The organism is Caryophanon latum (assembly GCF_001700325.1).
In the GTDB taxonomy this organism is placed as follows: Bacteria; Bacillota; Bacilli; order Bacillales_A; family Planococcaceae; genus Caryophanon; species Caryophanon latum.
Genome location: NZ_MATO01000045.1, coordinates 1 through 21,218, shown reverse-complemented (window position 1 = coordinate 21,218; position 21,218 = coordinate 1). Strand labels below are relative to the sequence as shown.

The window sequence follows — 21,218 nt, the reverse complement described above, 5'->3', positions numbered from 1 at the left end:
TGTTATAGGAAAGTAAGTTGAAAGTATTGTTTAATTTATTTTTTTGTACTAATGTTGAACTAGTATTAAAACTGTTGTGGTACAAGAAGGGGTGATTGAATGCGAATTTTTAGCTCAATAAAGGGGAAATTACTACTGTTTTCATTGTTGCTATTGTTTGTTCCGACAATTACGGTAGGCGTATTTAGTTATATGGAAGCAAAGGGCAGTTTGAATGCTGTTGGGGAACAGCTTATTCAAAATAGCGTACATGATGCGATGCAGTTAGTCGAACAAGTATATAGCGAAGTAGAAAATGGGAATTTAACGAAAGAAGAAGGGCAGGAGCATTTAAAAGAAAAGCTCATTGGACCGTTACAGGATGACGGAACACGTCAATTGACAAATAAAGTCGATTTAGGGGAATATGGCTACTTGTACATACTTGATGCGAATGGCATACTCGTTGGGCATGTTAACCGTGAAGGCGATTCACTATGGGATGATAAAGATGAAAATGGGGATTATTTCATTCGGGATGTCATCGATGCAGCAAATAAAGGTGGAGCGTTTACGTATTATGATTTTGCATTACCAGATGGCACTGGAGAAGCGGAAAAGCTGACGTATTCCGTTACATTTGAGCCGTGGGATTGGGTTATTGTGTCGGGCTCTTATTTACAAGATTTTAACGCACCAGCGAATACGGTATTAAAAACGATGTTTATTACAATTGTCATTACATCGATCATTTGTGTAGGGGCCGTTATGTTGTTTGCGAATCATATTGCTGTGCCGCTTCGCAAGCTAATGGTTGATGCACGCCGCGTAGCAGAGGGCGACTTAACAAGCACATTTGAGGAAACGACTCGTAAAGATGAGGTTGGTGCATTGACGCGCCACTTTAGTCATATGGTGCAGCATTTAAAAGTCGTTATTTCAGGGGTGAATGACACGACGACGACAATTCAAGGTGCATCAGCCAATTTATTAGCCGTTGCAGAGGAGACGACAGCATACGGTGATGATATTTTATACGCTGCTGATGAAGTCGCAAAAGGAACGATGCGTCAAGCAGAGCAAACGGATGAGGCACGTCATATGACCGATGTACTGAGCGCACAAATCGAAACGCTTCAGCAGCAAAATGAAGTGATGGCAACGAATGCACACGTTATGCAAGCATCAAGTGAGGAAGGTCGCCAAAACGTTGAAGAGTTAGAGCGTTTATCAACGACAACTGTGTCGCAAGTAGATGATATGCGAGCAACAATTGAGGCATTACAGCAAAAAGTGCAGCAAGTCGATGTCATCGTCGGCAGCATTACGATGATTTCTGCGCAAACGAATTTACTCGCGCTTAATGCATCGATTGAAGCGGCACGTGCTGGGGAGCATGGCAAAGGCTTCGCAGTCGTAGCAGAGGAAGTACGAAAGCTTGCGGACGAAACGAACAGCGCGACACAGCTCGCACAGCAAACGCTTGAAAATATTAGCGAGCATACGGAATCTGTGACGACAAAAATGCACGCAACAGTTAATGTCGTTGCCCAGCAGCAGCATGCCGTGCGTACGACAGAGAAGTCGTTTTATGACGTTGAGGAAGCGTTGCACCATGTAGCCGATGCAATGTCACATATTGCACAAACGATCGGCACACTCCAGCAAACGCAGCAAAATTTCGCAACGACGATTCATAGCATTGCAGAAATTAGCCAGCATCATACAGGTATGGTGCAGGAAGTGAACGCATCAGTTGATGAGCAGCAACGTGCAGTAGCGGTCATTACCGATGCGTCGAACGCTTTAACGGATGATTTATTAATGCTGCAAGAAGCGGTTCAGCAATTCCGCGTAAAGTAGCAAAAAAGGGATGTATGGACGGTCAAAAGACGTCGATACATCCCTTTTTTTGTAATATAACATATAAAAATGTATAAAAATATAGAAAAAAGAGTGTAATATTGGTATGATTTTCTATATGTACAGTTCATGATGAAAGGCGAATTTGGACGTAGCTTGAAGCAGCGGCACTGAGGGCAAATCGATATGCCTTTAGTTAGCATGTAGCATGAGTGTTAGCACATTGTTGCGGAAATGGGCGTGAGTGTTAGTAAGCGGATTTACCCTTTATTTTTAGGAAAGTCACTGACGAATTGGGGGAATAACGATGTCCATTAAAATGAAGATGATTAGCTTTTTTGTCATTTTTACAGCGGTGCTTATTAGCTTAATTAGCCTGTTGTTATTTGTAGAGAAAAATAATATTCAAAAAGAAGCGGTTACGACAACGGAGGCACTCGATGCACAGGCGAAGGAAACGGCTGTGCGAGACTTGAAGCGTTTGACCGCGACAATTGCCGAGCAAGTAGCGACACTTGAAGCTGAAATAGATGCTTCGATGCTAAACGCGGCGTATGTTTTGCAAAAGGCAGATGAGCACGGTGCGTTGACACTTGCGCAAATGGAAGCGTTAAAAAAACAAACAGGCATGAATGACTTATACATATCAGATGATCGAGGTGTGTTTATCGAGCCGACGACGGAGCGAGAGGCAATCGGTTTAAGCTTGCTTGATATTTGGGAAGGCTACGGCATGCTGTTAACGGGGGAATCAACATACTTACCTTCTTCTATGAAGCTTAAAGTGGAGACTGGCGAAATTTTTAAGTTCACGGCAATTCCACGCGCAAATGGGAACGGTATTATTCAATCCGCGCTTGCAGTCGACTCGATTGAAACGATGTTAAATACGTTTTTTGAGCAAGACTATTCACTAGAGAGCTTATACTTATTTGATAATGCAAACTTAGTATTAACACAAAATTTAGCAAGTGACGTCACGCCACCGTTTACGAAAGGGCAGCAAGTGACGAATGAGCGTATCGACGACATTTTCGGCGGTGCAGAGACGCACGTCACGATGGATGGCTCGTTCGCAGAAGTATATACACCTGTATACGTGAACGATGAGCTACGTTACGTTATGTATGCGTCTATTGATATGACGCCGTACTTCGCCGCATCAAAGCAAACAGAGCAGGCGTTAGCTGAAATACGTGAAACGATTGACCAAACGATTGTACAGACGATCATTATTAGCGTCGTACTATCAATCGTACTGCTAACGGTGCTTTCCGTGCTTGTGACGCGCCAGTTTAAAACGTTACATACGTTTGCGAACGAGCTGCGTACACGCGGTTCAGACGGCGAAGAAATTGAAGTGCATGAGCATGAGCTAAAGGAAATTCAGCAAGCTATTACAGAGGTAAATGAGCAGTACAACGTCATTTTGCAGTCGGTGCATGCTAACACACAAGCAGTGACGCAAGCACAAGGCGATTATTTACAGGAAATGGAGACAACGAAGCATACGCTAGAGCAAGTGACGGAGGCGGTGCGCTTTACTGCATACAATACGCAGGAGCAGGCCGAGCAAGTCGTGGAAGCAGAGCAGCATGTCAGTCGTAATACAGAGGTGTTACAGCAAGTGTTAGCGGAAACGGAAATACTCGCGAACTATTCAAATGAAACGAAAGAGGCGACGTTACGCAGCATCGAAGGGATCGATGTGTTATCGCACACAATCGATACTATTTCAAGTGAAGTTATTCAAAATAGCGGGCGAGTAGATGGCTTGCTTGATAGCTCAAAGCAAATTAGCGGCATCATTCAAATGATTGAAGGAATTGCCGATCATACGAACTTGCTTGCACTGAACGCATCGATTGAAGCGGCACGTGCTGGGGAACATGGCAAAGGCTTTGCGGTCGTAGCCGATGAGGTTCGAAAACTTGCTGAGCAAAGCGCTGGGGCGACACGTCAAATAAGTTCGATTTTGCTTGATTTACAACAGGAAATTGGCGCAACGAAAGAAAGTAACGATGAACAAATCGAGACGATTCATGCAAGCAAAGAAGAAATGCAGCAAGCGCGCGAGTCGATCGAGCAGCTCATTCGTAGCACAGAGCAATCGCGTGCGAAAATTTTAACATTAGCAGCGTTTGTAGAGCAGTTAAAGGATGCAAATGTGCAAGAGAATGAAATTTTTAGCGCGTTAACATCAAGCATTCAAAATAATGCGGCTAATAGTGAAGAATTGTTGTCGATGGTGGAAGACGTCGATGTGTCCGTTCAAAGTTTAACGCATATGTTAGACCGACTCGTTAGCCAAACAGCAGCGCTTGAGCGAATATTTTAGCACACGATGAAAACAAGCAGCAGGAAATTTTTTTCTGAGGCTTGTTTTTCTTCATATTGACGAGCGCGTTGTTAAAAAATTAGCTAACAAAAACATGATATTTAGTAAATTAAAATATGATTCGATAGTATTAGCGCAAAGTTAAAAGATATTTTACCTAAATACACTTTCTATTAACAATAATTTCATGTTATCGTCAAGTTTTGTATCGTTTTATTGTAATTTTAAGTATATAATATAACTAGGGAATGAGAAGGGAGGCTTTTTATGAATGAAAAAGCAAAAAAATATATGAAATCATCAATTAATTACAAACTCGGATTTGCTTTCTTTATTGCGTTATTAGTGCCGACGTTGCTTGTCGCGACGGTGTCATTTTTCTCCGCTAAAAATGAAATTGAAAACAAAATAAAAGTAAGTGAAGTACAAAGTGTTGAAACGGTCAACGAGTTTATTAATAAACATGTGACACCGATTGTAAATGATACGAAATATTTAAGTGAACGTTTTACAGAGGCGGGCTGGCGTTCAGACGACTGGTCACCGATTTTATTCAACTTAGAACAATATTTTAAAACGTCACAAGGTACCGTATCGACATTTATCGGAACGAAAGACGGAGATATGATTCAATATCCAGACCTAGGGCTGATGAATGATCCTGAGTTTGACCCACGTACACGAGCATGGTATGAGCTCGCAATGGAATCACCTGGAGAGGTAATTATTGCAAACCCTCATCAATCGGCTTCGACAGGGGATTGGGTAATTACGATTTCGATGCAGCTAAAAGATGGAAGCGGTGTCGTAGCGACAAACTTAGGTATGGATTCATTGTTTGAACTCATTAGCAACATTCGTGTAGGTGAAGAAGGCTATCCGTTTTTAATGACAAATAATAAAGTCATTATTGCACATCCGACATTAGAAAGCGGTACAGATGTTGCGACCGAAAGCTGGGCAGATAAAGCAATTAGTGCGCCACAAACGACATTTGATTATGTGTTTGAAGGTGCGAATAAACGTATGTACGCATCAGTCAATGAGCTAACCGGCTGGATTGTTGGTGGTACGATGTTTGAAGATGAAGTAAATGAAGCAATTAACCCAATTTTATACTCAACGATTGTCGTTGTAGTGTTATCACTTTTAATTTTAGGTGTATTTTTAATCGTCATTATTCGTTCGATTACGAAACCGTTACAAGAAATGACGAATGCAGCAGTCATTATGAGTTCAGGTGACTTAACGATGGCACCGAACATTCAAAAGCAAGATGAAATTGGTGTACTTAGCCGTTCATTCCGTAAAATGAGCGACTTATTATCAAAAATTATTCGTCAAATTCACGATAAAACATCGGTCATTTCAGCATCGTCTGAGGAGTTATCGGCAACGTTAACAGAAAGTCGTGAAGCGTCAGAAAAAATTACGCTTGCGATGAACGATGTAGAGGAAGGTTTTAATCAGCAAGCAGCAAAGTTAACGAAGAGCGTTATTTCTTTACAAAAAGTATCAGAAAATATTCATTCGATTTTTGAAAACGCTGATTCTGTAACACAAAACGCGAAACATGCAGTTGAAGTAACAGAGCAAGGGCATGATATTGTTGTGTCAACGCAACAGCAAATGGTAAACATTGAAGGTACATTTAACAAGCTATCAAAAGATATCGGTACAGTGAATAATTACGCAAGTGAAATTTACGAAATCGTGAACGTGATTACGTCGATTGCCGATCAAACGAACTTGCTTGCGCTGAACGCCTCGATCGAAGCAGCACGAGCAGGTGAGCATGGCAAAGGCTTTGCAGTTGTAGCCGATGAAGTTCGGAAGCTAGCAGAGCAAACGAACGATTCATCTGTTCAAGTAAAAGACATTATTACATCGATTCAGCGCGAGTCAACTAACTCTGTTGAATCAATGGAACTAAGTTTACAAGCGGTTAATAAAGGGCTTGATATGTTCTCCAAAACAGAACGTAGCTTCCATGAAGTAAAAGACTTTATCCATAGCTTAACAGCGCAATTAGAAGAAGTACGCGAGCGCGCAGAAAAAATTGCGAAAGAAGGAGACTTTGTCGTACGCGATATTCGTCAAGTGGAGGACATTTCTGAAAAGTCACGTAAAATGCTCGCAACAGCATCGTCCGCGACAGAAGAACAACTTTGCTCACTTGAGGAAATTTCCGCAACAGCAGAGGCACTTGAAGGCATTGTCGATGAGCTATTAGCAGAAATTAAAATTTTCAAAACGAATTAATGAACAAGCGAGTGCGACCGAGCTATGACTCATCGCACTCGCTTTTTTTATGAAACATTTGTATGATGAGAAAAAACACGAATGAGGACGATATATGACTATTTATTTTGAATCACTTCCCGCGTTTCAAGCAGCGGGCGGCTTAAAGGCGACGACGATTACCGCAAAGCAACTACTACCAGCAATTGTGGCGCATATGCAGCGAATGGATCGTCAATTTACGCTGCACGTAACAGGAAGGCTACCAACGTCAATGGAGGCATTACTCGACGAAGCGTTCGCATTATGCCACCTGCAGCAGCCGTTTTACACGCAGCACTGCGCAAGCCGCAATATGCGCTACAAAGTCGTCTCGAAAAACCGCATTAAAATCGACTTCACGCTGCGCTACCGCATGACGCGCGATGAGGAAAAGTGGGTGCTCACACAAATTGATACTATTTTAGCGCGCATCATTACTAAGCAGATGACGCCACTTCAAAAAATGATCGCCGTGCACGACTACATTATTCGCGCATACGACTACGAAATGAATACGACTGGCTCACCATTTACGGTGTATACGTTTATGCACGAAAAGCAAGGGGTGTGTATGGCGTATGCGTTACTATTTCAAAAGATGATGGAAGCAGTCGACATTCCGTGCCATTACGTCGTCGGGAAAGCGGACGGTGAGAGCGACCTAGGACATGCGTGGAATATGGTTGAGCTTGACGGGCAGTGGTACCATATTGACGCGACATGGAATGACCTCGGCAAGCGCGTGCAAAACTTGTCGATTCGCTACCGCTACTTTTTGCGCTCAGACGACGTGTTTCAGCGCGACCATCAGTGGAACTTAGACCATTATCCACCGTGTACGAATGATCGTTACGCGGCGATGCAAAGTATATACGACGCGGCGATTGACGGTGCGCACTTATATTACCCGCAAAAAGGGACGGCGCATCTTATGAAAATGGACGTGCATACGCTACAGACGACGAAAATTGCGCCAATTCGCGTGCAGCAATGCGTCATGTACGATGGGCAATTGTACGTGCATCACGTCGATGAGCAGGCGCTTTATACGTACATACCGGCAACCGATGAATGGACGTGCGTGCAACAAAAAAATGTGCAACGTATTACGCGAACGGATAGCGGTGTGCACGTGCAGTTTACGAACGGTGACGAATGGTGCGTGCAGCACGAGCAGCTACAACAGGAGGAAGTGTGCGACGAGGCAGATCATCGCGTGCTATTAGAGCGCTTTGGCAATAGCTGGTTCGGCGAGTATAAAGGAGCTGCAGGGACAATTGCTTTTACAGACGAAGCGGGCTTAACAGTAATGCTTCGTGAGCAACTGAAGGCGGTAACGATTGACGTGTGTGCCTTTGACGATGTCGTGACGATTACGCTGCAAAACGGACGCAAGCCGCTGAACATGACCGAGCCGTTAGACGTGACGTTGCCAGAGGAGTTGAAGGGCTGTCGGGTGAAGGTGAATGGGGAGGATTTAAATATTAGGTGAAATCTAAGTTGTCACTTTTAGTTAAATAATGTCAGGTCTGTTGATTAGCCATTTTTATAAAGCTGAATCTGTTGTTTTCAGTAGCAAAACTGACATGAATGCAGCATTGTAGTGGCATGGGAGCGTGCGGCGAGACTCCTTGGGGAATAGCACGTGCCTCAAGACCCCGTAAGCCTCGACATAGGAGAGGCGCGGAGGCTTGAGCCGAGCCCCAGGAAAGCGAGCCACCATACGCGAAATGCCAGTTTAATGGCTAATCAACACGCTTGATCTACAATAAAGTTCAATAAATTTTTTAGTTACAAGAATGAAAAAAGATTTAAGCGAAGTTTCATTTACAAAAATTTTGAAAGAAGTAATTCATATAATACGAGTTTTACATTAATTAGAAATCCGTTCAACGTTACGCAAACGATTGAACGGATTTTTGTATGTATTCATGTGGCTCTTAATCATAACTTGGGGTTGCTTTCCACGCCGAGGCAGGCTTTCCGCGAGCGCGGCTCAAGCCTCCTCGTCGTTCGTTCCTCACGACTGCGGGGTCTCGAGGCTCGTGCTCCTGCGGTTACTCGTCGCAAAAGAAACTGTCGCTTTTCCCGCTGGAGTCCGCCTCTCGTTTCAAGCGACTTTTATGCGTCAACCTCAGCTTACGGTGATGAATCATTAATCTTCTAAATATGTACAGCAGTAATCTGTTACCGTTTCGACTTCAAGTGAAAACGTTGAGTTTGCTGGCACGTAAAATACGCCTGATCCGTCGATTGTTTCCCAGTCACCGCCTGCTAGCTTGTAGCGCAGTTTGCCGGCTGTAATGTCCATTTCCTCGCGCGCTGCTGTTGAAAATTCGTATGTACCTGGAAGCATAATGCCGAGTGTTTTGTATGAGCCGTCTGCAAATGTAATTTTGCGGCTCGTAACGCGTCCTTCGAAATAAACATTTGCTTTTTTATCAATTGTTACGTCTGTAAAAGTTGTCATGAAATCGCTCGCCTTCTTATAGTATATAGTTATCATAGTGCACGGGGAGCTGTACGTAAATGCCGATTTTCGATGAAACGTATCGAAAAGTGAGAACAAAAAAATAAATGATCCGAAGCGGGTGAATGATCCAGTTCACTGGAAGGGGCGCATTGCGGTTACTCGTCGCAAAAGAAACTGTCGCTGGAGTCAACTTTCATACGTCCACCGTAGCTTACTAAACGTCATGTTTTATTACTATTTTTTGGGGTATAGTAGTCACAATGTTGAGTATGTTAATTCGCCATTTTTATGCAGCTAAACGGTTGTTTTTTCGCCCCCGCCCATTTCAAAGTGGGTTGCATAACACATGTTAACTCATCTACATAAATGTGTCACAATATAATATTGTTCATGGAGGTGGCTTGTATGAAAAGCGAGATATTAATTTCGAATCTTGACCATTTACGACAAGAAAATAAACTGCAAGAATACGTGGAGCAGTTTTATTTCTTTTTAGCTACCGCTGTACAAAAAGAAGACGCGAAGCTACTACATACTTTGTTGGATCAATATGTGCGAGAAGTTGTTTATTTAGACGACCGCGTGCGTTTGTATCAGCTATTACAGGCAGCGGAAACATTTATGAATTTGCCCGAATATAAGGAATATCGAGCGTTATTTTATTTAATGAAAGGAAATGTGTTGTATGTTTCGCTCGAATATGAAAAAGCGATTGAGAACTATAAGCGTGCGATTAGCGCTGCGGCAGAAACGCAAGACTTTCACGTACTTGGCGTGGCGTTAAATAATTCAATGGCTTTTTCAAATCATTTTGAGCTGAATGAAAGGAAAGTTGTTTCGCTTATGTCATCTGTGTTTATTTGTATGACGAATGGTCAACAGCGTCGTAAGCAATATATGTTGCTTATTTTACCAATCGAAATTGCTCTTGATTTACAGCAGTACGACTATGCACAGCAATTGCTAGACGCTTTAAACGCACAAGTAGTACATGAAAATATTATTTTACGTGAGCTTCGTCAGCTAGATGTAGTGCAGCTGCGCATTTATTTAAAAAGTAAAAAGTACGATGTTTTTTTTGCGAAGTTAGCCGAGCTACAGTCAGCCGGATTTCAGCATCAGTATGATTTACAGCAAGTGATGTATGAATACGCGATCGAAGCAGCAGACGGAATAAATGATGCTGAGGCAAAACAGCATTATAAGCAGCAGTATGAGCGATGCGAGCAACTGCGCAGCAAAATTGCTCAAAAGCTGCAACGATATAAAGTGAAAACAGAGGAGTTAATGCGCTACATGATACGATTTGAAGTGCTAAAGAAAAAAGCAAATCGTCATATTGAGCGAGGTGCTTTGCCGCAATATACGGTCATCATGTTTCATGTAGAGCGCCAGCATTTGTCAGATGAGGAGCTAAAGACGCTTCAACTTGCGATGCATGAGCATATGTTGCCTAATTTACAAAGTATATTGTTCGGTTGTACGATGGTGAGCTCATCAAAAATGTTATACGTTTTTAAGCAAACTGAAGCGGAAATGATCGTTTATTTGCGTCAACATATTAAGCCGATAATCGCTGCGTATCGCCAAAAAACGAACAAGTCGTTTCGCGTCATCATTAGCTACGTGCAAAATGATTTATACGACTATAATACGTTTGAGCAAATATTGCAGTATTCGTACGCACTTATGTATTATGAGCGTTACAACGGGAAGGAGGCATTATTAAATGCGTAGTTCCTTATTTTATTTAGATAATGACGATATTGCTCGCATTGAGACATATGAAGCATTTGGGTACTTTGAATATATGTTGCGCTTTTCGTACCAAACGTCGTTAACAGCGAAATTATTATTGTATGATGTGGCTACTTTTTTATGTGAACGTGAAGTGCCAATTTGGGATAAGCAAATGATGATGCAACACACTGTGACGACATTTTTTTTAGAACAGATCGTTGTGAGTAAACGTGTTGCAAAATTTAAAGTGTTTACCGAGGGATATTTTCATCATGCGCTATTAATGAGTGCATTTTATTGCAACTGCTGTTTAGACATTTATGATGAGGCGCTGCAGCAGCTATCGAATGACGAGCAAGTACTATTGCATGAGGCAGACAAAATTAATATGAGCATACTGTTTGATAAAAAATATCAAGCATACGAAAGCTACCCAAAACAGCTCATCATTGCGCAAACGAAAGTGTTTAAAACGGTGCAGCAGCTATGGCAGGAGCGACAAAGTGAACAGTACGTTATGCAGCAGTTAAGTAAGCTAGCTGATGATTACCGCTTTGCTAAAAATGATATGAACAAATCGCTACAAGGTGAATTTTATAAAAGGTAGGAGCATTGTGTACGCAATTGCTCCTTTTTTGACGTCTTTTAATCACGTTATCGATAATTTATATATCGTTTACATTTTCGATTTATACTAGCGAAAAGGAGTGTTCATGATGAGAAAGCTATTATGTATATTAAGTGCTTCTGCTGCGCTACTAGCAGCATGCAATAACGAGCAAGTAAAAGAGGAGGAGCAAGTACATGCACATCACGGCACGCGCTATGCGAATGAGCAGCTCACATTACAACATAACGAAGGCATCGCAGCGCTAACGTTCCCACCCGTTTTACAGCCTGTGAGCCGAAACGGACAACACGTAACGTACGCATTAACGGCACAAAAAGGTGAAATGACGTTCGTTGACGGCATTACAACGGACACGTACGGCTATAACGGCAACTTTTTAGGCCCGGTGCTGCATTTAACGAAAGGTGAGCATGTGACGATTCAGCTAACGAACGCACTCGATGAACCGACGACGTTTCATTGGCACGGCTTAGAGGTCGCCGGCGATGCAACAGACGGCGGACCGCATGCAGTTATTGAGCCAGGTGTGACTGAGACGATCGATTTTGTCGTCAAGCAGCAAGCCGCAACGCTTTGGTATCATCCGCATCCGATGGGACAAACAGCAAAGCAAGTGTATAACGGCTTAGCAGGGCTACTGTACATTGAAGATGATGTCGTGCGCGATATTCCGAGCGACTACGCGGTAAATGACTTTCCAATTGTGCTACAAGACCGCACATTCGTCGACGGAAATATCGTGTATGAGGACGTAGCGAACACGAGCAGCACGCTTGGCGATACAATGATGATCAACGGTGTCGTCGAGCCATTTTTAACGACGCGCAACGAGCCAGTACGTCTTCGCCTATTAAACGGCTCAAATGCGTTGACGTATTATTTGAGCTTTAGCAACGATATGCCGTTTCAATTGCTTGCAACAGACGGCGGTTTTTTAAATGAGCCACAGGAAATGACGAAGTTAACGCTAGGAGCTGGTGAGCGTGCGGAAATTTTAGTCGATTTAACGAACGTAGCGGACGTCGCGCTCATGCATGATGACATCGTAGTGTTGCCGATTGAAACGACGGGCGAAGCGGTCCAAGCAAACTATAGCAATACGTTAAATGAGATTGCATTGCCTGTAGATGTTACGACGATGGAGCCGACGAAGCACATTACGATGGAGGGCATGACAACAAACTTTTTATTAAACGGACAAACGTATGATGAGACGCGCATTGATTTACGTCAGCAGCGAGGCGTAACCGAAGTGTGGGAAATTGAAAACATCATTAACGAAGAAGGGGCAATGGCACATCCGTTTCATATTCATGGCACGCAGTTTCACGTCATTTCGGTAAACGGTGAAGCGCCGGATGCGAGCTTGCAAGGGTTAAAGGATACGGTAACGGTGCAGCCAGGGCAAAAGGTGCGCATTGCGGTGACGTTCCATGAGGTTGGGCTATACATGTATCACTGCCACATTTTGGAGCATGAAGATGTCGGCATGATGGGGCAAATTGAAGTGTATGAATAAATGAAACGAGCGCTAGCAAATTTTGCTAGCGCTCGTTTGTTTATTAGTTAAATTGTCCGCGTGTAATTTCGCCTGAGAATGAAACGTGGTCAGTTTCTTGCTCTTGACCGTTCACGCGTAGCTTAATTACTTGTGCTTGTGGAATGTTTTCGAAAATCGTCGCTACGATTGAATCTTTAAACATTTGACCACCAGCTGTACCTTGTACAAGTGGAGAGTTTACGATTGACTCTTTGAAATCGATCATAATGACTGTTTCATCAGCTGATACAGCGTGCTTGTTGTAATATTGTTCATAGCCAAGTTGGTCGATTAAATATTTTGTAATCGGGCCATCTGTTTTGAACTCGTATGCAATTTTTGCAGTCGGAATGACATTTTCTGCGTTTGCATCACTTGTGTAAATGATTACTTCATTTGCTTTCTTCGTTGACACGTCGATTGCACCTGTCGTAACAGCTGGTGCTGCATAGCCTGTTGAAACGCCTGCATCTTGTGTTGCTGGTGCTACGTCATTTGTGAAAATACCTTCAGTTGTTGCCGGTGCAACTGATTCAGACGTTGATGGCGATTGAGCTGGTGCATCTACTGCTGGCTCAGTTGGTTCAGCGATCTCATCTGTTTCTTCAACCGCGCCTTCTTCAGCTACTACTTCTTCAGTTACAGGCTCAGTTGGCTCGATTGTTTCCTCGATTGCTGGTTGTTCCTCAACTGCTTTTTCTTCTTGGTCTTTTTCTCCTGGTGTACATGCCGCAAGTAATAATGCTGCTGCAAATGTTGATGTCAGGAATAAATTCTTTTTCTTCATAAAAATAAAGCCCCCTTTTTTATTAATCATATAATGAAATGAATCATATAGCACGTATTCTCGCATTTTTCTTTTTCACATACAATTCTTTGGCGAAATGTCGGCGAAAAAAATGGATACAAGCTACTAAATGACGACGATATATAAATTTTACAATAGGTTGCGGTGAAATGCCAAACTTTATTTTGAAATGACTACCTATATATACCGTGAAATGAGAGAAATTTCGATGTAATGTTACAGAAGTGTTACAAATATGCCGTTTATATGAATATTACACATTATTTCGTAATGATTCTTTCTTCTTATTGTTACATAAATGAAACAATTAACGTGTATGCTAATAGTAGCAAATGAAATAACCGAAGATAAAACGGAGGGACTTCATGTCATTTAAACATTTATTATCATTCCTTGGAACAGCATTGTTAGCTTTTTTTGTATTTACAACTGAAACAGAAGCCGCTACATATGAAGTAAAGCAAGGGGATACGATTTCGACAATTGCGCAGGCACATGGCACAACGGTCGCAAAATTAAAAACGACAAACAATTTACGTTCGAATACAATTACAGCAGGACAAACATTAACAGTACCAACTGTTATTAAAAAGGTAGAAAAAGCAGACAATACTGTTGCGACGAAGGAAGAGCCGAAGTTCAAAACGATTAAAGTGCGCGCAACAGCGTACACGGCGTATTGCGCAGGCTGCTCAGGCATTACAGCAACGGGTATTAACTTAAAGAAAAACAAAAATTTAAAAGTAATCGCAGTCGATCCACGCGTCATTCCGTTAGGCTCAAAAGTTTGGGTTGAAGGCTACGGTGATGCGATTGCAGGGGATACTGGCGGCGCGATTAAAGGCAACCGTATCGACGTGTTTTTCCCACAAAAGAAGCAAGCGACTAACTGGGGTCGTCGTACTGTAACGATTAAAGTATATGAATAAAAAAGAGCGCATCTCCGTCATAACGGGATGTGCTCTTTTTTATTTACATACTTTGATTATCCGCCTAAATGCATGTATAAAAAAAATATGTTCATACGCACATACGATTTTAAACACCGTGAACGCTTATTAAATGTGTATTTTAACTTTATTACTCGTTTTATTTATAAAAATCATGATAAAGGTTGAGTATTGTGAAGTATGTAGGATATAATTCGTATATTCAGTTTCAGGATATAAGGAGAAAAGTATGATTAAAAAAGTATCTAAACATGCATCAATAAAGACTAAACTTCTTATTCTTATCGCAATTTTTTTGATAATTATTATGACAAGCGTCACAATTGTATCAATTAACCTGTTTAAGGATGAAGTCCAAAGCATGTTGCAAGAAGAAACCGTTGAAAAGGTTGAGTTTTTAAATGCGTATTTAGAGACGTACTTGTCAACGCCAATGAATTTAGTGGAAAACACAGCAAAGCAAGTGAAGAAACCGGTGACGGAAGAGCAAAAAGCTGCGTTATCTGAACAGCTAGAAGTAAAAGCTGAAGGCATCGAGGGCGTGATGGGAATTCACATTGCATTTGCAAATGATCCACAGCTATACTCATCAGAAAAGCTTGATTTAGATGACGGCTACAACTCAAATAATCGTGACTGGTATACGAAAGCAATCGAAAATAAAGATGAGGTTGTTGTAACAGACCCGTATGAAGATGTGTTAACGGGTGAATTAATCGTTAGCGTATCAAAAGCAATGCCAAACGCAACTGGTGTTGTAACGCTCGATTTGGATTTAGGATTTTTAGCGGAACTAGCACCGAACGTAACGATTGGTGATTCAGGGTATACGTTCGTCTTTGATGCAAACGGTACAGTTTTATACCATCCGAACTTTGCCATTAACGACAGCGTAGAGGAAATTGCATTTTATGAAGATTTTTTAAAAAATGATTATTTAGAAACAGTGCAAAACGGTAAAAAAGTGATTATTAATCGTTACTATAATGAGCGCATGAACTGGCAAATTGGTTCGATTTATCCGTATGAGGACGTGAAAAACTCATATGCAGGTGTCGTCTTGCCGATTATTATTTTAAACACGACATCATTCGTCTTATTGTTAGCGATCTTCTACATTATTTTAACAAAGACGTTACGTCCGCTGCAAACAGTAACCGCATTCGCTGAAAAAGTTGCAGAAGGTAATTTGAAAGAGCGTGTCGTTATTGAAACAGAGGATGAAATTGGCAAATTAAGTGCAAGCTTTAACAACATGACGACTGGCTTAAAGGACATGATTCATTCCGTCGACGATACGGCAAGCCAGTTAAATACGTTTTCAGCAAACGTATCAGCGAGTGTAGAGGAAAATGTGCAATCGATTCATGAAGTTGTCGAGCATATTCAAGAAGTAGCCGATCAATCACGTGAGCAGCTGCACTATGCAACACATGTAGAAGAAGTTGTAAATGAAATTGGGCGCGAAGTTGCGAATTTAAACGACAATATCGGGCAGGTGATTTCATCGGCACAAGCCGCTTCACAGCAAACGAATAACGGCGTTGAAGTGATGTCACAAGTAAAAGGACAAATGAATCAAATTCAACAAAGCTCTGACGATACGACAGTAAACTTTAACGAGCTCATTCGCGTCGCTAACGACATTCAAACATTTAGCACAGCGATTAGCGGCATTGCCGACCAAACGAACTTACTTGCATTGAATGCCTCAATTGAAGCAGCGCGAGCAGGTGAGCACGGGAAAGGTTTCGCAGTCGTAGCAGATGAAGTACGTAAGCTAGCGGAGCAAACGAATGACGCCGTACGCGAAATTCAAACGCTCGTAACGACGATTCAACAAACCGGCGCCGTTGCAAATACATCGCTTCATGTGAGCCAGCACGCCGTCGCAGAAGGTATGACGCAAATTGAAGAAGCAAGTGAAGTATTTAACACGATTCATCATGTCATGTCAGAGTTAAGCATGAAAGTAAACAATGCAAACGAAGCAATTGCAACGCTTCAAACGAGCAAAGAGCACGCATTAAGCTCGGCTAAAGATATTGCACAAGCAGCAAAGCAAGTGAACACGAGCGTCGAGCAAGTAGCCGCAACGACCGAGGAGCAAAACGCTTCAATGGAGCAAATGGCCGTCTCAGCAGATCAGCTCGCTGCACAAGCACAGCACTTACAGCAATTAATTCGCCGCTTCGAAACGTAAAAAGTAAAGGAGTGTGTGAAACGTCTCAACCGACGTCTCGCACACTCCTTTTTATTGTGCCACAACAGGCTGTTTTTTAATGCAAATGACGAATAAGCTTGCCAGTAAGCAAAATCCACCTGCAAGCATAAATGCGAGCTGATACGAATCCCACACTTCGTACACGACGCCGCCGAAGTACGCTGCGACTCCTGCACCGACTTGGTGAGCTGCAACCATCCAGCCGTACATAATGGCACTTTTTTGTACACCGAAGCGCTGGCGAGTTAACCCGATCGTCGGTGGCACGGTCGCAATCCAGTCTAAGCCGTAAAAAATTGCAAACATCATGAGCAGCGCATACGAATCCGACGCGAGCGCATAAGGTAATGCAATCAGTGACGCCCCGCGCAAGCTGTAATACCAAAACAGCAGCCAGCGATTGTCGAAGCGATCTGTAAGCCATCCTGATAGCGTCGTGCCGATTAAATCAAAAACGCCCATAAACGACAGCATCGCAGCGGCAGTCACGACCGGAATACCAAAGCTCATGCAGTACGAAATGAAATGCGTGCCGATCAAGCCACTCGTCGATAAACCACAAATAAAGAAGCTTCCACCAAGTAACCAAAATTCCTTCGCACGCAACCCTTCCTTTAATGCCGACAATGCAAAGACGAACGGATTACCGATTGTCGTCGGCTTTACTTCCTCAATCGTATCACTTCCGTACGGCGCAATGCCAACGTTTGCTGGGTAGTTGCGCATAAACAGTGCGATGAGCACGATCATGAGAATGCTTAGTACGAAAATAAGTACAATCGCATGATACCATGAATAGCGATCGACTAGCGCCGCAAGCACCGGCAATAAAATGAGCTGACCAGTTGCGGTCGCCGCCGTTAAAATGCCGACTGCCAGCCCACGACGCTTCACAAACCAGCGATTGGCAACTTGTGTACTAAGCACCGTTAAAAATAAGCTCGAGCCTGTACCCATCATGACACCCCAAATGATGACGAGCTGCCATTCGTGCTGCATTATAAATGTTGCGGCGAGACTGAGCGTGAGCAGCCCCATCGAATAGAGCATCATGCGCGTTAAGCCGTATTTTTCAACGAATGCCGCCATAAACGGACCGAAAAAGCCGTATAAAAACAAGCTAATGGCAAATGCAAATGAAATCGATGCGCGGCTCCAACCAAAAGTATTTTCAAATGGAATAATAAAGACACCAGATGATGAGCGAATAATGCCTGCGACGATGATCGCAAAAAATGTTACGATTAAAATCGTCCAGCTGTAATGCCATTTTTTCATCGAAAGAACTCCTTTGTGATTCAAAAAATGATGTACTATGTTTAGTTATAACGTAAGCTGCGCGCATGTGCTAGTGTTAAAATAAAACAAGCGTGTTGATTAGCCAATTAATTGGCAGAAGTGTATTGCGGCTCACTTTGCCTCGACGTGGAAAGCAACCCCATGTTATGACAAAGAACGCTATTTCGTTTCTTGCCATCATGTATACTGAATTCTGGAGTTTTTAGACACGTCCTAATTAACAGAACTGAAAATAAAACATTCCATTCGCCACATGACTGCTTCGAATGGAATGTTTTCATTATTTGATTCATGTATTTTCCTGCAATGCGAGCGATTTACGCCGAAATGCAATTTTTAAAATTGGCATAATACATAGGAAAATAAATAATAGGCGAAACGTTTGAAACATGGATACGAGTGATACGTCGGCATGAATGGCTTCTGCAAGTAACACCATTTGGTCGAGTCCACCTGGTGCTGCACTAAGGAAGCTTGATACAAATGACGTTCCCATCAATCCCATCATTAAATAACTTGATCCGATTGTTAGTAAAATTAATGCTAATGCACTCATAACGCCGCCGACTAATACACGTTTAGGAAATTTGAGCATATGCGGCTTTAACATAAGTCCAATATGTGCCCCGATGAGAACTTGTGCAACGACCATCGTATACTCTGGTATAGCTGGCATCGCGATTGGTGTCGTAAGCTGAAGCGTCAGCACAAACATAATCGGCGTAATGAAAAATGCAACAGGTAAGTGTACGCGGTTTGTCACATAGGACACGCACCATGATAAAGCAATGAGTGCAACGAGCGTAAACGACATCGATGCATCGGTAACGGGCTTTGAAATCGCTTCACCCGATACGATAAACGGTACAATCATAACGACGAGCAATAGGCGAATAATTTGAAAATACGTGATTGTGCTAATGTCTGTAATTTTTTCCTCTAGCGCGAACGCAACTGTTTGACTTAAGCCACCTGGAATGGCACCGAGAATAGCAACCTTCATCGGTAAGCCGGTCCATTTGCTCGTACATTGTGCAATAAGCAGCGCACCGCCAATTAAAATAACGTTCACGAGCACCATATAAAGCAGCAGCGAGCCCATTTGATTAAACAATGACGTATCAAACTGAATGCCGATAACGGTACCTACGATGACAACGCCAATATTTAAAAACGGTGCCGGCCATTTCAATGCGCCTTTATAAATAAATTGTGTAAGCATAACAAAAACAATTGGACCGAGCATCCACGGAATCGGAATATGAAGCTGCGCAAATAACGCGCCACCGATACATGCAATGATGAGTACTTTCATGATGGCGAACATTTTATCACCCCTTAGTATAAAGAAGAGAAAGAACTGCCTGAAAGGATATACCTTTTAGACAGTTCTTACTTTCATGAGTTAGATTCAACAAGTTGTTTCTTTTGTGCCTCGCGATCTACATCGTCGCGGCGGTAGTCACCCCAGTAAGTAGAGCCGTTCTTTAAGTATTCCTCATATGACCATTTTACTGGCTCCCAATCTGGCTCGAAAATTAAATATCCATTTGTGAAAATTTCTAAACGTAAGCCGCTTCCTGGGTCTTTTACGTAAATGTACATCGCCTGTGAAATACCGTGTTTACCAGGACCAACGAAGCTTACGTCTTCCTCGCATAAAATATCAGCAGCACGTAATAAGTCTTGTGCGTTGTCTAACCAGTACGCGATATGGTGCATTTCGTTCGGTGCTTTTGAACGATCTGTCGAAATGACTGCGACGTCATGTACTAAGTTTGTTACCGATAACCAGCTCGCTACTTGTACATCGTCTGGATTTACGAAATATTCACGTAATTTGAAGCCTAATGCATTTTGTAAGTATTGCACGATTTCTGCGTTATCGTGTGAAGTTTGTAAGTTAACATGATCGATGCGACGCGGTGATACGCCACGAGCCCATGATTTGTATGTTTGGTTTTTCAGCGCAGATTTACGAGACGCATCTGCTGGTGTTTTTTCCATGTCGTAGTAAAGCTCGAAACGATGTCCACTCGGTAATTCAAATCGCACGGCTTCACCTTGTGCTACTTCTTCACCTGGCTTGATCCAGCGTACTTCTGTGCCTGCTTCTTCTAACAGCTTTGCAAATGTTGCAACATCTTCTCGACGTTTTGTGCGCCATCCGATATGGTCGATGTAAGACGTTTCACCAGCAGTGATTGATAATGTATGGTGCTCGAAGTCACCCCATGCACGTAAGTAATGTACGCCGTCTACTACTTCTGTTTCCTCTAAACCGATTGTATCACGGAAGAACCATAAAGACTTTTCTAAATCCTCTGAAACTAATGCAACGTGTCCTAATTTTGCGATTTCTGGTGCGTAAAGAAATTTTTCCATGGATAGTTCACCTCATAAGTAGATTTTTTTATCGTTCACCGTTACGTGACGTTGCTCTTTGCGTTGAGGCAGGCTTTCCGCGAGCGGTTGCGGGGTCTCAAGTCTCATGCTCCTGCGGTTACTCGTCGCAAAAGGAACTTTCGCTTTTCCCGCTGTAGTCCGCCTCTTGCTTCGAGCAACTCATGCGTAAAAGGTGATGTATCGTATTGAATAATTGTTTGTTACAACTTATTAACCTTGAATGTTTGTTTCAATGCCGAATAAATGACGACCGTAGCCTGTTACTGCATCTTCGTATAAAGATGTAATATGTGTTGCGATGGCGATTAAGTCACGCGTCATAATTTCAACTGGGTGACCTTTTAATAATGCGTGGCCGCCAAGTGTAATTAACGCTTTCACACCGATATTTGTCGATTTGTCGATGATCGATGCGCGAATCGCTTTGTAGCGCGGACCTTCATAATTACCGCCTTTATCGCGCTCCATTAAGTGAATGTATTGGCGCATTAACCCTTCTACTGCTTCTAGCTCCATATGTAGCTCGGCTAATACACGCTGGCTCGATGGCGATTCGTTTTCCTTCACACCAGAGAAGCGTACGCGTCCTGCTGTATGCTTTGCAAATTCATCAACGACGCGACGAGCGCCACCAACTGCCATTGCAGCAAACCCTACGTAGAAGCCAGGGTAGAACGGTGTGTT

Annotated in this window: 15 protein-coding genes; 9 read left to right on the top strand and 6 right to left on the bottom strand. The window is 42.6% G+C overall.

What is annotated here, in order from left to right; all coding sequences use genetic code 11:
- Window positions 1–99 precede the first annotated feature (99 nt).
- The 4 genes from A6K76_RS11960 (at window position 100) to A6K76_RS11945 (ending at window position 7,955) form a co-directional block, all read left to right on the top strand.
- Entirely contained in the window at window positions 100–1,842 is a 1,743-nt protein-coding gene (locus tag A6K76_RS11960; protein ID WP_066465391.1) for a methyl-accepting chemotaxis protein, read from the top strand.
- Between the two features lie 307 nt (window positions 1,843–2,149).
- The gene (locus A6K76_RS11955; RefSeq protein WP_066465378.1) at window positions 2,150–4,180 is read left to right on the top strand and encodes a methyl-accepting chemotaxis protein; all 2,031 of its coding nucleotides are present in this window, start codon (window positions 2,150–2,152) and stop codon (window positions 4,178–4,180) included.
- Window positions 4,181–4,447: 267 nt separating this feature from the next.
- Window positions 4,448–6,442 carry a methyl-accepting chemotaxis protein gene (locus tag A6K76_RS11950; RefSeq protein ID WP_066465377.1) on the top strand — a complete coding sequence of 665 codons (1,995 nt, stop codon included), beginning with the start codon at window positions 4,448–4,450 and terminating at the stop codon, window positions 6,440–6,442.
- Between the two features lie 94 nt (window positions 6,443–6,536).
- Window positions 6,537–7,955 carry a transglutaminase domain-containing protein gene (locus tag A6K76_RS11945; protein ID WP_066465374.1) on the top strand — a complete coding sequence of 473 codons (1,419 nt, stop codon included), beginning with the start codon at window positions 6,537–6,539 and terminating at the stop codon, window positions 7,953–7,955.
- Window positions 7,956–8,618: 663 nt separating this feature from the next.
- Here the strand turns inward: A6K76_RS11945 and ppnP are convergent.
- Complete coding sequence (gene ppnP, locus A6K76_RS11940; RefSeq protein ID WP_066465373.1) at window positions 8,619–8,933, bottom strand: pyrimidine/purine nucleoside phosphorylase; 315 nt, start codon at window positions 8,931–8,933, stop codon at window positions 8,619–8,621.
- Window positions 8,934–9,341: 408 nt separating this feature from the next.
- Between ppnP and A6K76_RS11935 the strand changes: the two genes are divergently transcribed.
- The 3 genes from A6K76_RS11935 (at window position 9,342) to A6K76_RS11925 (ending at window position 12,826) form a co-directional block, all read left to right on the top strand.
- The gene (locus A6K76_RS11935) at window positions 9,342–10,673 is read left to right on the top strand and encodes a hypothetical protein (RefSeq protein WP_066465372.1); all 1,332 of its coding nucleotides are present in this window, start codon (window positions 9,342–9,344) and stop codon (window positions 10,671–10,673) included.
- The gene (locus A6K76_RS11930) at window positions 10,666–11,283 is read left to right on the top strand and encodes a hypothetical protein (protein WP_066465371.1); all 618 of its coding nucleotides are present in this window, start codon (window positions 10,666–10,668) and stop codon (window positions 11,281–11,283) included. Before A6K76_RS11935 ends, A6K76_RS11930 begins: the two co-directional genes overlap by 8 nt.
- Window positions 11,284–11,392: 109 nt before the next feature.
- Window positions 11,393–12,826: a multicopper oxidase family protein gene (locus tag A6K76_RS11925; protein ID WP_245671986.1), complete on the top strand. Its 1,434-nt coding sequence runs from the start codon at window positions 11,393–11,395 to the stop codon at window positions 12,824–12,826.
- Window positions 12,827–12,869: 43 nt separating this feature from the next.
- Here the strand turns inward: A6K76_RS11925 and A6K76_RS11920 are convergent, their stop codons facing one another.
- Complete coding sequence (locus A6K76_RS11920) at window positions 12,870–13,634, bottom strand: hypothetical protein (RefSeq protein WP_066465369.1); 765 nt, start codon at window positions 13,632–13,634, stop codon at window positions 12,870–12,872.
- Window positions 13,635–14,020: 386 nt separating this feature from the next.
- On the opposite strand from A6K76_RS11920, the gene A6K76_RS11915 reads away from it, so the two are divergent.
- Together A6K76_RS11915 and A6K76_RS11910 are read left to right on the top strand one after the other, a co-directional pair.
- Window positions 14,021–14,584, top strand: a complete 564-nt coding sequence (locus A6K76_RS11915; RefSeq protein ID WP_066465367.1) for a 3D domain-containing protein — start codon at window positions 14,021–14,023, stop codon at window positions 14,582–14,584.
- A gap of 382 nt (window positions 14,585–14,966) precedes the next feature.
- On the top strand, window positions 14,967–16,808 hold the full coding sequence (locus tag A6K76_RS11910; RefSeq protein ID WP_169818017.1) for a methyl-accepting chemotaxis protein: 1,842 nt from the start codon (window positions 14,967–14,969) through the stop codon (window positions 16,806–16,808).
- A 51-nt stretch (window positions 16,809–16,859) separates the two neighbouring features.
- Here the strand turns inward: A6K76_RS11910 and A6K76_RS11905 are convergent, their stop codons facing one another.
- From A6K76_RS11905 to A6K76_RS11890, 4 genes are all read right to left on the bottom strand, one after another.
- Window positions 16,860–18,107 carry an MFS transporter gene (locus A6K76_RS11905; RefSeq protein ID WP_066465363.1) on the bottom strand — a complete coding sequence of 416 codons (1,248 nt, stop codon included), beginning with the start codon at window positions 18,105–18,107 and terminating at the stop codon, window positions 16,860–16,862.
- A 310-nt stretch (window positions 18,108–18,417) separates the two neighbouring features.
- Entirely contained in the window at window positions 18,418–19,455 is a 1,038-nt protein-coding gene (locus tag A6K76_RS11900) for an AbrB family transcriptional regulator (RefSeq protein WP_083995424.1), read from the bottom strand.
- Between the two features lie 71 nt (window positions 19,456–19,526).
- Complete coding sequence (locus tag A6K76_RS11895; protein ID WP_066465361.1) at window positions 19,527–20,513, bottom strand: VOC family protein; 987 nt, start codon at window positions 20,511–20,513, stop codon at window positions 19,527–19,529.
- Between the two features lie 231 nt (window positions 20,514–20,744).
- On the bottom strand, window positions 20,745–21,218 hold a 474-nt coding region (locus A6K76_RS11890; RefSeq protein WP_281181453.1), incomplete at its 5' end, for an acyl-CoA dehydrogenase family protein.